The organism is Billgrantia campisalis (assembly GCF_022341425.1).
Lineage (GTDB): Bacteria > Pseudomonadota > Gammaproteobacteria > Pseudomonadales > Halomonadaceae > Halomonas > Halomonas campisalis.
Window position 1 is genome coordinate 63488 of record NZ_JABFUC010000012.1, and the last position, 13451, is coordinate 76938.

Below are 13451 nucleotides of genomic sequence, written 5' to 3' on the forward strand. Positions count from 1 at the left end.
GATAAGCTGCCCTCGATTAGCCAGTATAGTGGCGGGGCCGATCCCGGAGCTCAGCCCGGGAGGGCGAACCTGGGTCGCGTCTGGCCAGCCGGTCGGTGCAGTCCGCGACACTCTGCGGGAGAAGGATAAGAGGGCTTTAGCAGAGCCGGCTGCCCAGCAGCAGCAGGCTGGCGTCGGCGACCTGCCAGCCCCACCAGCCAAGCACCAGGGCCGCGACGGTGAGGGCGGCCGCGGCGAGGCGTATCAGAACGAGACGGGTCATGCCTGGGCCTCCGTGGGAGTGGGGCGGTGAATCGGCTCCTCGCTGATGAACCAGTGCAGCAGGGCCGCCACCACCGAGAGCATAATGGCGATCTTCCAGACCACATCATAGTGGCCGGTGAGATCGTAGAGCCAGCCGCCCAGCCAGACGCCCATGAAGGAGCCGAGCTGGTGGAAGAGAAAGACGATGCCGCCGAGCATCGAGAGATGGCGCACGCCGAAGACCACGGCGACGATGCCGTTGGTCAAGGGGACGGTGGAGAGCCACAGCAGGCCCATGGCGATGCCAAAGGCATAGGCGCTGGCCGGGCTCAGCGGCACCAGGAACACGAAGGCGGTGATCACTACCCCGCGGGTCAGGTAGAGCCAGGTGAGCAGCCGCGCCTTGGAGAGGTGGCCGCCTAGCCAGCCGGCGGAGTAGGTGCCGATGATATTGAAGAGCCCCACCAGCGCCAGTACGGTGCTGCCCACGTGCACCGCCAGGCCGCTGTCGAACAGGTAGCCCGGCAGGTGCACGCCGATGAACACCACCTGAAAGCCACATACGAAGAAGCCCAGGCACAGCAGCCAGAAGCCGCGGTGGCCGGCGGCTTCATCCAGGGCGGCGCCCAGGGTGATATCGCTGGCGCGGCGTGGCGAGGGGCGGTCGCGCAGCATGCCACCTAGCGGCACCATCAGCGCCGCCATGGCGCCCATCACCAGCAGCGCCGCCGACCAGCCCAGCCACTCCAGCAGGCCTAGGGTGCCTGGCAGCATGGCGAACTGGCCGAAGGAGCCGGCGGCACTAACGATGCCCATGGCCATGCTGCGCTTTTCCGGTGCCACGGCACGTCCCACGGCGCCGAGGATCACCGAGAAGGTAGTGCCGGACAGGCCCAGCCCGATCAACACCCCAGCGGAGAGTGACATGCCCAGGGCGGTATCCGACAGCCCCATGAACATCAGGCCCACCGCATAGAGCAGCCCGCCGATCGCGGCGACTCTCGCGGCGCCGAAGCGGTCGGCCAGCGCACCGGTGAAGGGCTGCGCCAGGCCCCAGATCAGGTTCTGCAGCGCCAGGGCGAAGGCGAACACCTCGCGTCCCCAGCCCAGGTCGCTGCTCATCGGCTCCAGAAACAGCCCGAAGCCGTGGCGTAGGCCCATGGCCAGGGAGATCACGAGGCTGCCGACGAGGATCAGCAGCAGGGTGTGGCGGCGAAGGGCGTCCATGGGCGTACCGGTTTGCAGACTAATGATCTCCACTATCGCCTGTGGCGTCGGCGATGGCTACTGTCGCGTTATGGCGACAGTTGTGTAGCCGTGGCGCCACATGGGTAGCGTGGCCGAGCTTCGCTAGAATGCCATCCCCGTCAGATAACCAGGAGATTCCCCATGCCCCGGCGCCTGTTAACCCTTTGTATCGTTGTGCTAGCCGCCATCCTGGTGGCCGGCTGCAGCTACCAGCCCGCGCGCATCAAGTCGGAGCCGCTGATCGTCATCGACGATGACCGCGGCCATAAGGGACGCAGCAGCCATAAGGGACGCAGCCGCGGCTTTTGCCCTCCGGGGTTGCGTATGCAGGGCCGTTGCTAGCTAGATACCATCTCTGGAACCTTCGGTCTGTCCTTGATTAGGCAAGGTAAGCGGTTTGCCCTGCCACCGGCTAGGCTAAGCGTATAAGCTGAGCACCTATAGGCCTTGCCGCCGTGCAGGCCGCATAAGAACCCTGACCGATCATGCCGCTTCAGCAAGGACACCAGGATGAAGCTCTTCTATCACCCCGACCAGGAGCGCCACGCGCCCGCTACCTTCCTGCTGCGTGGTCAGCCGGCGCCGTCCCCCGAGGGGCCGCTGCGCGCCGAACTGCTCTCCCGTGGCCTGGCCGACATCGGGCTGTCGCTGACCGCCCCCGCCGAAGTCGACAGCCCGATCCTGCGCAGCCGACTGGCCAAGGTGCATACGCCGCGCTACCTGACCTTCCTCGAGACGATCCATGCCCGCTGGCAAGCGCTGCCGGGTGCGGCCGAACTGGTATCGCCCAACGTCCACCCCTGCGGCGGCGGTCATCACTATCCGCGCCATCCGGTGGGGCAGGCGGGCTGGCACCTGCATGACATGGCCTGCCCGATCGGTGCCGAGAGCTTTCATGGCATCCTGGCCAGCGCCGCCACGGCCCAGGCGGCGGCGGAAGCGCTGTTGAACGGCCACGGCACCACCTATGCGCTGTGCCGCCCGCCCGGCCACCATGCCGGGCCCGACCGGGCCGGCGGCTTCTGCTTTCTGAACAACTCGGCCCTGGCCGCCACGGTGCTGCGCGAACACTTCTCCCGGGTCGCCATCGTCGACGTGGACCTGCACCACGGTAACGGCACCCAGGATATCTTCTACTATCGTGGCGATGTCTGGACCGGGTCACTGCACGCCGACCCGGCGGACTTCTACCCCTTTTTCTGGGGAGGCGCCAACGAGGAGGGCATGGGAGAGGGGCTGGGCGCCAACGTCAACCTGCCGCTGGCGCTGGGCAGCGACGGGGCGGCTTTTCTTGCTGCCCTGGATACGCTGCTGGAGCGCCTGGCTGATTTCCGCCCCGATGCGGTGGTGGTGGCCCTGGGGCTCGACGCCCATCGCGACGACCCCCTGGCCGGACTGGCCCTGGAGACCGCCGACTTTGAGGCCGTGGGCCGGCGCCTGGCTCGCCTCGCGCTGCCCACGGTGCTGGTGCAGGAGGGCGGCTACCCGACCGATGTCCTGGGGCACAACTTGGCCGCCTTCATGGGTGGCTTCACTGACGCCTGAGCGTCGTTATACAACCTGAGAGAGACTTTTCGCCATGACCGTCAGCTATCACGACAGCAACGCCCGCATGAGCCAGATCACCGTGTACAACGGTACCGTCTACCTGGCCGGGCAGGTGCCCACCGATGCCACCGCCGACATGCGCGGCCAGACCGAGCAGGTATTGGGGCGCATCGATGCGCTGCTGGCCGAGGCCGGCACCTCCAAGGAGCACCTGGTTTCGGCGCAGATCTGGGTCACCAGCATGACCGAGTTCGATCAGATGAATGCCGCCTGGGATGCCTGGGTGGTGCCCGGACGGCCGCCGGTGCGCGCCGCGGTGGAAGCCAAGCTGGCCAAGCCGGAGTGGAAGGTCGAGATCATGGTTGTCGCTGCACTGCCGGAGGCCTGATATGCGCATCATCAGTGCCGACGAGGTTGCCGCTTCACTGCCCTGGCCGGCGCTGGTGGAGCGGTTGGCGACGACCTTCCGTCAGGGCGTGGTGTCGCCGCCACGCCACCATCACGCCATGCACCGCCCGGACGGCGAGGCCACCCTGCTGCTGATGCCGGCCTGGGAGCGGGACGGCTATATCGGGGTGAAGATGGTCAATGTCTTCCCCCAGAACGCCGACCACGGCCTTCCCGCCATTTCTGGGGTCTATTTCCTTAGCGAGGGCGCCCATGGGCGCCCCCTGGCCTGCCTGGATGGCAGCGAGCTGACCCGGCGGCGTACCGCGGCGGCCTCTGCGCTGGCGGCACGGGAGCTGGCCCGAGCCGATGCCGAAACCCTGCTGGTGGTGGGCACCGGCAAGCTGGCCCCGATGGTGATCGAGGCCCATGCCGCGGTGCGGCCGATCAGGCGCGTGCGCATCTGGGGACGTCATCCGGAGAAGGCCGAGCGGCTGGCCGCCGACTATGCCGACCGCTTCGATGCGGAGGCCGTCACCGACCTGGAACAGGCCGCCCGGGAGGCCGATCTGATCAGCTGCGTGACGCTTTCCAGCGAGCCGTTGATCCGCGGCGCCTGGCTGACCCCCGGCACCCATCTGGATCTGATCGGCGCCTTCCGGCCGACCATGCGTGAGACCGATGCCGACTGCCTGCGACGCAGCGAGGTGTTCGTGGATACCTACGCGGGGGCCAAGGGCGAGGCGGGCGACATTCTCCAGGCCATCGACGAAGGGGCCTTTGCCTTCAGCGATATTCGCGCCGAGCTGGCCGAGCTCTTGACGGGGCAGCGGCCGGGGCGCTCGTCGGATGACGCCATCACGCTGTTCAAGTCGGTGGGCGCCTCGCTGGAGGACCTGGCCGCGGCCATCGAGGTGTGGGAGCGGCTGGAGCGGGCGGAATGACGATGGGAGCGGACAGCGCAGGTTCGGCCCCGGGAGGGCGCGATGCCGCAGAGGCCACCGGCTTCTTCTGGCATGAGCGCTGTTTCTGGCATGACCCGGGCGCCATCGGTGTGTTCGCCTCGCCCGGCGAGTTTCTACAGCCCCAGCCGGCTTCCGAAAGCCCCGAGAGCAAGCGGCGGCTCAAGAACCTGCTCGAGGTGTCGGGGCTGATCGACGAGCTGGTGGTGCGCAAGCCGGCGCCGGCAAGCCGAGAGGATCTCGAGCGCTTCCATGCCCCCGGCTATCTCGATGCCCTGGAGGCCGGCGACCGGGCCCGCGGCGGCGACGGCGGCGACTGCGCCCCCTATACGCCGGGCAGCCTGGCGGCAGCGCGGCAATCGGCGGGGCTGGCCATCGCGGCGGTGGAGGCGGTGGCCACCGGCGAGCTGGCCAGCGCCTATGCGCTGTGCCGCCCACCCGGGCATCATGCCGAGGCCGACCGGGGCCGGGGCTTCTGCCTGCTGGGCAATATTCCGGTGGCGGTGATGCGTGCCCGGGCATTGGAACAGGTTGGGCGGGTGGCCATCCTCGACTGGGACGTGCATCACGGCAACGGCCAGCAGGCGGCCTTCTACGCCGATCCCGAAGTGTTCACCCTGTCGATCCACCAGGCCGGCAACTATCCTCTGGAGACCGGATATTTCGAGGAGCAGGGGGAAGGGCCCGGCCTGGGTGCCAACCTCAACCTGCCGCTGCCGCCGGGGTGTGGGATCGGCGCCTACGCCTACGCCATGGACGAGCTGGTCCTGCCGGCCATCGAAGCCTTTGCCCCGGAGCTGATCGTGGTGGCCTGCGGCTATGACGCCTGCGCCAAGGACCCGCTGGGCAAGATGCTGCTCAATAGCGCGGCCTTCGCCGACATGACCCATCGACTCAAGGCGCTGGCCGGGCGGCTCGGCAATGTCGGGCTGGTAATGATCCACGAGGGGGGCTATTCGGAAGGCTATGTGCCGCTCTGTGGCCATGCGGTGATCCAGGCGCTGGCCGCTAGCCGGATCACTGTGCCCGATTCCCAGAACGACGAGATTGCCGCCTGGGCCTACCAGGCGCTGCAGCCCCACCAGCGCGAGCTGATCGACGGCTGGCGTCGGGCCTGGGCCGTGCCAACGAGGAGAGACGATGACGCCACTGGATGATCGCGACGGCTGGATCTGGCATGACGGCGAGTGGCTGGCGTGGCGGGAGGCCCGTACCCACCTGCTGAATCATACCCTGCATTACGGCATGGGCTGCTTCGAAGGCGTGCGGGCCTATGCGGGCGCCGATGGCACCCACCTGTTCCGGGTGGCGGAGCACACCCGGCGCCTGGCCGACAGCGCCCATGCCCTGGACATGGCGCTCGATATCAGCGAGGCGGAGCTGATCGAGGCCCAGCGGCAATGTCTCGCGCGAAACGGCCTCACCAACGCCTACCTCAAGCCGACGGTGTTCTTTGGCTCCGAGGGCCTGGGGCTGCGCGCCAAGGGCCTCAGCGTGCATGTGATGATCGCCGCCTGGGACCTGGGCGACTATATCTCTCCCGAAGCGGCATCCATCGGGCTGCGCGCGTTGACCTCCTCCTGGGCGCGGCACCACGTCAACATCAGCCTGTGTCGCGCCAAGACCAACGGTCACTACGTGAATTCGATGCTGGCGCTGAACACGGCGGTCAAGGCGGGCTTCGACGAGGCGATCATGCTCGACCCCGAGGGCTATGTCGCCGAGGCCTCGGCGGCCAATGTCTTCCTGGTGCGCGACGGCGTGCTGCATACCCCCGAGGTGACCTCCTGTTTGCAGGGCATCACCCGGGACAGCGTGATTCGCCTGGCCCGCGAGGTGCTGGGGGTGGAAGTGCAGGAGCGCCGCATCACCCGCGACGAGCTGTATACCGCCGATGAGGCGTTCGTCACCGGCACCGCCGCCGAGATCCTGCCGCTTCGCGAGCTCGACGGTCGCCGCATCGGGGCACGTGCCGGCGCGCCGCCGCCCGATCATCCCATTCCCCAAGACGCTCTCACCGCACGGCTGCAGCACTGCTACCGACGGGTGACCCGGGGCGAGCTGGGCGACGACCTGCAGGGCCTTCGCCACTGGCTGACCCCGGCCTGACCGTGCTCGGCGGCTGTCCGGCGTTGAGGGCAGCCGGCCCGTGACGTGCTAGCCTGACCCGCTTCAGGGACGGGACGGATCGCAATGGTTGTGACACTCTTGGGGAACATCCTCTTCCTGCTTCTCACCCTGGGCATGGCCTGGGGGGCGGCGGCGCTCTGGTATCGGCTCTTGCTGCCGGCGCCCTGGCGACAGTTGACGCTGGGACTCTGGGGACTGGTGGCGGTGGGGCTGGTGGTGCTGGGACTGCAGGGGCAGCGGCTCTCGGCGCTGGGCGGGCAGCTGATACTGCTGGCGGTGCTGCTGGGCTGGTGGTTTCGGCTGCGCCCCACGCATGATCGCCCCTGGGCCGAGGACGTGCTGTTTCTGGCGACGGGCAGCGTGACAGGCTCGCGGCTGACGCTGGACCATGTTCGCCGCTTCGAGTGGCGTACCCGGGATGAGGCGCGGGTCCGCTGGGAGGCGCGCCATTACGATCTCGACCGGCTCGATTCGGTGGATATGATCGTCTCCAGCTGGGGGCGGCCCGCCATTGCCCATGTGATGGTCTCCTTCGGCTTCGGCGGCGAGGACTTCGTGGTCTTCTCGGTGGAGGTGCGCCGACAGAAGGGCGAGCGATTCTCCGAGATCGGCGGGTTCTTCCGCCAGTATGAGCTCGCCATCGTGGCCGCCGACGAGCGCGACGCGGTGCGGCTGCGCAGCAACGTGCGCGGCGAGCAGGTCCAGCTGTTTCGCATCGCCATGTCCCGGGCGGCCATGCGCTCGCTGCTGCTCGCCTATGTCGAGGAGGCCAACCGGCTGGCGGAGACGCCGCGCTTCTACAATACCGTGACCGCCAACTGCACCACCCTGGTCTTTGCCATGGTGCGCGGCATCGGTGTCGGTCTGCCGCATGACTATCGTCTGCTGCTGACCGGCAAGCTGCCGGACTATGCCTTCGAGATGGGCGGCCTGTGGCCGGGGTATTCGCTCGGCGAGCTGAAGCGTCGCGGGGGCATCGTCGAACAGGCGCTGGCGGCGGACGACGATCCGGCCTTTTCGCAACGCATACGCCGGGGTGTGCCGGGCTGGGAGCCGATCACGCTCCCGTCCGATGGCCCGACGTAAGAACGCCACGGGGTATGCCCCGTGGCGTAGCGACCTCCCTGGGCATCGTCCCGATGCCGAACACTCCCGGCCAGGCCTCCTGCCTGCGCGCGTCCGTGTCGTGAGGTGCGACAGTATCCCTTGTCTGTCCCCGTGGGGGACACGGCAGTTATCACACGCCCGGGTGACAAAGCCATAACGGTACGATGACGGGCGAGTGGCAGCGGCCTGATGACAGATTAGTCGCCGGGTCTGGTGTCTTCCAGTGCGCTGAGCAGGCCGCGCAGCAGCGAGAGCTCCTTGCGGCTTGGCTGGGCGCGGGCGAACAGCGCCTGAAGCTGGGACTCGGTGCGGGCGTGGGGCTGGGTCAGAAAGCCGCTTGCCTGCATGACCCGGGCGAGATGGGCGTGGAAGTGGTCGAGCTGCTCCCGGGTGGGCTGGCGCTCCGGGGTCGGTCGCGCAGGGCGGTAGTCGCTCCCCGGGCGCAGCCGCCAGGCCTTGAACACTTCGTAGGCGAGCACCTGCACCGCCTGGGAGAGGTTGAGAATCCCGTAGTCGGGATTGGCGGGAATGCTGACCTGATGGCTGCAACGGCGGATCTCGTCGTTGGTCAGGCCGAAGCGTTCGCGGCCGAATACCAGCGCCACCGGGTCCTCGGCGGCATTGCCTACCAGGGTTTGCGCCATGTCGGCCGGCTCGTCGAAATGGGGCAGCGGCAGGCTGCGCAGCCGGGCGCTGGCCCCCACTACCTGCACGCAGTCGGCCACCGCCTCCTCCAGCGAGCCGACCACCCGGGCATTGGCCACCAGGTCCTCGGCGCCCGCAGCCAGCCGGCTGGCCTCGGGGTCGGGAAACTGGCGGGGGGTGACCAGCACCAGGTCGGTCAGGCCCATGGTCTTCATGGCCCGCGCCGAGGCGCCGATGTTGCCGGGGTGGTAGGTCTGGACGAGGACGATGCGAATGTTGGCAAGCATGGGATAGGCCGCGGGAATCGAAAACGGCGATGGTACCAAAAAACAAGCCCCGCACGTGGCGGGGCTTGCTCAGTCTTGCCGGCCGGAAAGGCCGTGAGGGTGGGGCTGCTTACATCATGCCGCCCATGCCACCCATACCGCCCATGCCACCCATGTCCGGCGCGGCTTCCTTCTCGTCCGGATCGTCGGCGATCATGGCCTCGGTGGTGATCATCAGGCCAGCCACGGAACCGGCGGACTGCAGCGCGGTACGGGTCACCTTGGCCGGGTCCAGCACGCCCATGTCGAACAGGTCGCCGTACTCGCCGGTCTGGGCGTTGTAGCCGAAGTTGCCTTCACCCGCCTTCACCTCGTTGAGGATCACGGAGGCTTCCTGGCCGGCGTTGGTGACGATCTGACGCAGCGGGGCTTCCATGGCGCGCATGGCGATGGCGATGCCGTGAGTCTGGTCCTCGTTGTCGCCCTTGAGGTCCTTGATCTGGGTCAGCACGCGCACCAGGGCGGTACCACCGCCGGGCACCACGCCCTCTTCGACGGCGGCGCGAGTGGAGTGCAGGGCGTCCTCGACGCGGGCCTTCTTCTCCTTCATCTCCACCTCGGTGGCGGCACCGACGCGGATCACGGCCACACCGCCGGCCAGCTTGGCGACGCGCTCCTGGAGCTTCTCACGATCGTAGTCGGAGGAGGTCTCCTCGATCTGGGCGCGGATCTGGCTGACGCGGGCTTCGATGTCGGCCTCGGCGCCGGCGCCGTCGATGATGGTGGTGTTCTCCTTGGACATGGTGATGCGCTTGGCAGTCCCCAGGTGGTCCAGGTTGGCCTGCTCGAGGGTCAGGCCGACCTCTTCGGAGATCACGGTGCCGTTGGTCAGGATGGCGATATCCTGCAGCATGGCCTTGCGACGGTCACCGAAGCCGGGCGCCTTGGCGGCGGCGACCTTGACGATGCCGCGCATGGTGTTGACCACCAGGGTGGCCAGGGCTTCGCCTTCGATGTCCTCGGCGATGATCGCCAGCGGCTTGCCCGCCTTGGCGACGGCTTCCAGCACCGGCAGCAGTTCGCGGATGTTGGAGATCTTCTTGTCGACCAGCAGCAGGTAGGGGTCTTCCAGCTCGACCGCCATGGTGTCCTGGTTGGTCACGAAGTAGGGCGACAGGTAGCCGCGGTCGAACTGCATGCCTTCGACCACTTCCAGCTCGTCTTCCAGGCCACGGCCTTCATCGACGGTGATGACGCCTTCCTTGCCGACCTTCTCCATGGCGTCGGCGATGATCTCGCCGATGCGCGCGTCGCCGTTGGCGGAGATGGTGCCGACCTGGGCGATGGACTTGCGCTCGGTGCAGGGCACGGAGAGGGCCTCGATCTCCTTGACCGCGGCGATGACCGCCTGGTCGATACCGCGCTTGAGATCCATCGGGTTCATGCCCGCGGTCACGCCCTTCATGCCTTCCGTCACGATGGACTGCGCCAGCACGGTGGCGGTGGTGGTGCCGTCACCGGCCACGTCGGAGGTCTTGGAAGCGACTTCCTTGACCATTTGGGCGCCCATGTTCTCGAACTTGTCCTTCAGTTCGATCTCCTTGGCCACGGAGACGCCGTCCTTGGTGACGGTCGGGGCGCCGAAGGATTTTTCGATGACCACGTTACGGCCCTTGGGACCCAGGGTAGCCTTGACGGCGTTGGCCAGTACGTCAACGCCACGGGCCATGCGCTTGCGGGCATCATCGGAGAACTTGATCTGTTTCGCTGCCATTTTTCGTTACTTCCTGTGAGTTCGTGAACGTCGTATGGGGACGGAAAATATGCGTCGTCTCGCGGCGGCGCTTAGCCTTCCACCACGGCGAGAATGTCGGATTCGCTCATGATCAGGACTTCTTCGCCGTCGATCTTCTGTTTCTCGACGCCAAAGCCCTCTTTGAAGATCACGGTGTCGCCGACCTTGACGTCCAGGGGACGCACGTCGCCGCTGTCGAGAATCCGGCCGTTACCGACAGCGAGCACTTCGCCACGAGTCGGTTTTTCCTGGGCGTTGCCCGGAAGCACGATGCCGCCAGCGGTTTTCTGCTCTTCTTCAACGCGACGGACGACGACGCGATCGTGCAAGGGACGGATGTTCATTGCTCACGTTCTCCTGATGGTTTGCTGTGCCATGACGGGCATGGCGGTTTCATCTTCACCCTTCCCGCGAAGGCGGGAAGGCGGAGGCGAAGTCGCCTTCCTTGTCGAAGGTGCCGGACACTGTCCGGCACCGAAGCCTGTTGCTGAGCGTGAAATGGGGCCGGGCTGTTCCCTTTCAAGGGGAAGGGCAAAAAAATTTTGCCGCTGAGCTCGGGGCGCTCGCACCTTAGCGGCGGGTCTCGTCCCGGCCGATGAAGTCACCTTCCAGGGGCTGCTCCCGGCCGGCGTCATGATGCGGCTGATTGGCGCCAGCGCCGCGTTCGCCGCTGGCCTGCTGCCAGTCGTCGGCAGGGCCATGGCTGCGGGCGTCGCCCATGCCCTGGACCCGCACGTGAACGCGGGCCAGTAGCCGGGCCAGCCAGCGGCGTGCCCCGGGGATCACACAGAGAAAGCCCAGGGTGTCGGAGAGAAAGCCCGGTGCCAGCAGCAGAGCGCCGCCGAAGATCAGCGCGGCCCCGGTCAGCAGCTCGCCGGACGGCAGCTCCCCCCGGTCCAGGCGCAGTCGGGCGCGGGCCAGGGCGGCGGTGCCTTCACGGCGAATCAGGTAGAGCCCGATGAAGCCGGTGGCGAGTATCAGTAGCAGGGTGGTCAACAGGCCGATCCGGCTGCCCACCGTGAACAGGATGACGAAATCGAGCAGCGCGAAGAGGGTAAAGAGAAGCAGGAAGGGCATGGTGGCTCCGGGACAATCGGTTCCGAAGAGGATGGGGGCAGAGGCGGGGAAATCAAGAGGGGGGGCGGGGCTCGCCGGGTCGCAGTCGCGCGATAGGCGAGCCAGGAGTTAATGCTGCAATGCACAAGAAATGCTAGGCTGTACTCAAGACTAGCGGGATTTCGGCCGAAATAACGCTATGAGCGCCTATCGAAGCCGGCATTCAAGGGATCTAATAACATCGGGGGAAGTGGAATGAATCTGGACAAGAGCGTGATTGCCATTACCGGCGGGGCCCGCGGCCTCGGTCTCGCCATGGCGCGCCACCTGGGAGCGCAGGGCGCCCGGCTGGCCCTGCTGGACGTTGACAGCGGTGCGCTGGATCAGGCCATCTCGACGCTGCACAGCGAAGGGATCGAGGCGCGCGGCTTCGTGGTCAACGTGGCCGATGAGGCTTCCGTGAAGCAGACATTCGGCGATGTGGCGGCGTCGCTGGGGCCGATCAGCGGCCTGGTCAACAACGCCGGCATCCTGCGCGACGCGCTGCTGGTCAAGGCCAGGGACGGCAAGGTCGAGAAGACCATGTCGCTTGCACAGTGGCAGCAGGTGATCGACGTCAACCTCACCGGGGTCTTCCTGTGTGGACGCGAGGCGGCGGCGCAGATGATCGAGGCGGGCCACCAGGGGGTGATCGTCAATATCTCGAGCATCTCCCGGGCCGGCAATATGGGCCAGAGCAACTACGCCGCCGCCAAGGCCGCCGTGGTGTCGCTGACCACCACCTGGGCGCGAGAACTGGCCCGCTACGGGATTCGCGTGGGGGCCGTGGCGCCGGGGTTCATCGAGACCGACATGACCGCCTCGATGCGTGAGGATATGCTCGAGAAGCTTACCGCCGGCGTGCCGCTCAAGCGACTCGGGGGACCCGAGGATATTGCCGCGAGCGTGGCGTTCATCTTCGAGAACCAGTACTTTACCGGCCGCGTGATCGAGTGCGACGGCGGCCTGCGGCTGTAGCGCTAGCCTTTCACTGTCGTGAGTCACTTGCGGTTGTCCTGCCTCGTCTGTGACGCGGAGCCGATGCCCCCGCCATCCTGGCCGGCGGGGGCATCGGCTGAATCGCCCATCTGATGCCGGGCGTGGTGTCAGAACTCCACCTGGTCGCGCAGGCCATCCACGGTGGCGGAACCGATGCCGCTGACGCGGATCAGGTCATCGGCGCTTTCGAAGCCACCGTTGGCATCGCGCTCCGCGATGATCGCCTCGGCCCGGGTCGGCCCGATGCCCGGCAGCTCCGCCAGCAGCTCGGCATCGGCGGTATTGACGTTGATCGGTGCCAGCTCCTCGGCCAGGGCCAGCGGCGAAAGGGCCAGCAGCAAGCCCAGGATCATGCCCAGTGACGCACCCTTGAAGGTTCCTTTCATGTCGGTTCTCCATGTTGTCGGCAAGGCGACACCGCCCGGGTGTCCTCTTCCAGGCTAGTTGGCGCTAGGGTTCGGCGTCGTCGCCGGATGGCGATGGATTATGTAAGAAAATGTCGATTCAGCCCGCAGGCTCCATCCTCGATGGGCGCCGTTAACGTCGGGCGACTGCTGCCATCGCCCATCGCGTTCCATCACCGCGACACGAAAAGGCCGCATCACCGGTAGCGCGGTAATGCGGCCTTAGAGTGCGGCGAGCTTCGCTGGGCGGGTTGCCTCAGGCGGCGGCCTTGTCCGTGCGGGCGGCCAGGATAAAGTCGTTCTTGTGCAGGCCCTTCATCTCGTGGGACCACCAGGTCACGGTCACCTTGCCCCACTCGGTGAGCAGGGCGGGGTGGTGCCCCACCTCTTCGGCGATCTCGCCGACTCGGTTGGTGAAATCCAGCGCCTGCTTGAAGTTGCGGAACTTGAAGACGCGCTCCAGCTGCTTGACCCCGTCGCGCTCGACGATCTGCCAGTCGGGGATCTCCTGGCGATAGGCCTCGATCTCCTCGTCGGTCACGTGGGGGGCGTCCCAGCTGCAGGCCTCGCACTGCTGATCGGAAAGCTGGCTCATGATGGCTCCTTGTCGTCGTGGGGAACG

The 13451-nt window shown here is 67.0% G+C and carries 15 protein-coding genes; 7 read left to right on the plus strand and 8 right to left on the minus strand.

Going from position 1 to position 13451, the window contains the following annotated elements; translation table 11 throughout:
* Window positions 1-136: 136 nt before the first annotated feature.
* Together HOP52_RS19635 and HOP52_RS14515 are read right to left on the minus strand one after the other, a co-directional pair.
* On the minus strand, window positions 137-262 hold the full coding sequence (locus HOP52_RS19635; protein WP_275298219.1) for a hypothetical protein: 126 nt from the start codon (window positions 260-262) through the stop codon (window positions 137-139).
* Window positions 259-1470 carry an MFS transporter gene (locus HOP52_RS14515; RefSeq protein WP_238978119.1) on the minus strand — a complete coding sequence of 404 codons (1212 nt, stop codon included), beginning with the start codon at window positions 1468-1470 and terminating at the stop codon, window positions 259-261. The genes HOP52_RS19635 and HOP52_RS14515 overlap by 4 nt, the downstream gene beginning before the upstream one ends.
* A 531-nt stretch (window positions 1471-2001) precedes the next feature.
* Here HOP52_RS14515 and HOP52_RS14520 point away from each other — a divergent pair.
* From HOP52_RS14520 to HOP52_RS14545, 6 genes are all read left to right on the plus strand, one after another.
* The gene (locus HOP52_RS14520) at window positions 2002-3036 is read left to right on the plus strand and encodes a histone deacetylase family protein (RefSeq protein WP_238978120.1); all 1035 of its coding nucleotides are present in this window, start codon (window positions 2002-2004) and stop codon (window positions 3034-3036) included.
* 34 nt (window positions 3037-3070) lie between these two features.
* Window positions 3071-3427 (plus strand): RidA family protein, encoded by a 357-nt coding sequence (locus HOP52_RS14525; RefSeq protein WP_238978121.1) that lies wholly within the window; start codon window positions 3071-3073, stop codon window positions 3425-3427.
* A gap of 1 nt (window position 3428) precedes the next feature.
* Entirely contained in the window at window positions 3429-4370 is a 942-nt protein-coding gene (gene lhpI / locus HOP52_RS14530; RefSeq protein WP_238978122.1) for a bifunctional Delta(1)-pyrroline-2-carboxylate/Delta(1)-piperideine-2-carboxylate reductase, read from the plus strand.
* 2 nt (window positions 4371-4372) lie between these two features.
* Window positions 4373-5545, plus strand: coding sequence for a class II histone deacetylase (locus HOP52_RS14535; RefSeq protein ID WP_238978203.1), 1173 nt, complete (start codon window positions 4373-4375; stop codon window positions 5543-5545).
* A complete protein-coding gene (locus HOP52_RS14540; RefSeq protein WP_238978123.1) occupies window positions 5529-6497 on the plus strand; it encodes a branched-chain amino acid transaminase in 969 nt (322 codons plus the stop codon). The genes HOP52_RS14535 and HOP52_RS14540 overlap by 17 nt, the downstream gene beginning before the upstream one ends.
* A gap of 84 nt (window positions 6498-6581) precedes the next feature.
* Entirely contained in the window at window positions 6582-7604 is a 1023-nt protein-coding gene (locus tag HOP52_RS14545; protein ID WP_238978124.1) for an Lnb N-terminal periplasmic domain-containing protein, read from the plus strand.
* Between the two features lie 218 nt (window positions 7605-7822).
* On the opposite strand, the gene HOP52_RS14550 is transcribed toward HOP52_RS14545, so the two are convergent.
* The 4 genes from HOP52_RS14550 to HOP52_RS14565 form a co-directional block, all read right to left on the minus strand.
* Window positions 7823-8557: an RNA methyltransferase gene (locus HOP52_RS14550; RefSeq protein ID WP_238978125.1), complete on the minus strand. Its 735-nt coding sequence runs from the start codon at window positions 8555-8557 to the stop codon at window positions 7823-7825.
* Window positions 8558-8666: 109 nt separating this feature from the next.
* Window positions 8667-10310, minus strand: a complete 1644-nt coding sequence (gene groL / locus HOP52_RS14555) for a chaperonin GroEL (RefSeq protein WP_238978126.1) — start codon at window positions 10308-10310, stop codon at window positions 8667-8669.
* Between the two features lie 71 nt (window positions 10311-10381).
* Window positions 10382-10675, minus strand: coding sequence for a co-chaperone GroES (locus HOP52_RS14560; protein ID WP_043518768.1), 294 nt, complete (start codon window positions 10673-10675; stop codon window positions 10382-10384).
* A gap of 226 nt (window positions 10676-10901) precedes the next feature.
* On the minus strand, window positions 10902-11408 hold the full coding sequence (locus tag HOP52_RS14565; RefSeq protein WP_238978127.1) for an FxsA family protein: 507 nt from the start codon (window positions 11406-11408) through the stop codon (window positions 10902-10904).
* A 234-nt stretch (window positions 11409-11642) separates the two neighbouring features.
* On the opposite strand from HOP52_RS14565, the gene HOP52_RS14570 reads away from it, so the two are divergent.
* Complete coding sequence (locus HOP52_RS14570) at window positions 11643-12404, plus strand: SDR family oxidoreductase (protein WP_238978128.1); 762 nt, start codon at window positions 11643-11645, stop codon at window positions 12402-12404.
* A gap of 128 nt (window positions 12405-12532) precedes the next feature.
* Here the strand turns inward: HOP52_RS14570 and HOP52_RS14575 are convergent, their stop codons facing one another.
* Both HOP52_RS14575 and HOP52_RS14580 read right to left on the minus strand, forming a co-directional pair.
* Window positions 12533-12811, minus strand: a complete 279-nt coding sequence (locus tag HOP52_RS14575; protein WP_238978129.1) for a ComEA family DNA-binding protein — start codon at window positions 12809-12811, stop codon at window positions 12533-12535.
* Window positions 12812-13085: 274 nt separating this feature from the next.
* Window positions 13086-13424, minus strand: a complete 339-nt coding sequence (locus tag HOP52_RS14580) for a 4a-hydroxytetrahydrobiopterin dehydratase (protein ID WP_238978130.1) — start codon at window positions 13422-13424, stop codon at window positions 13086-13088.
* Window positions 13425-13451: the final 27 nt, after the last annotated feature.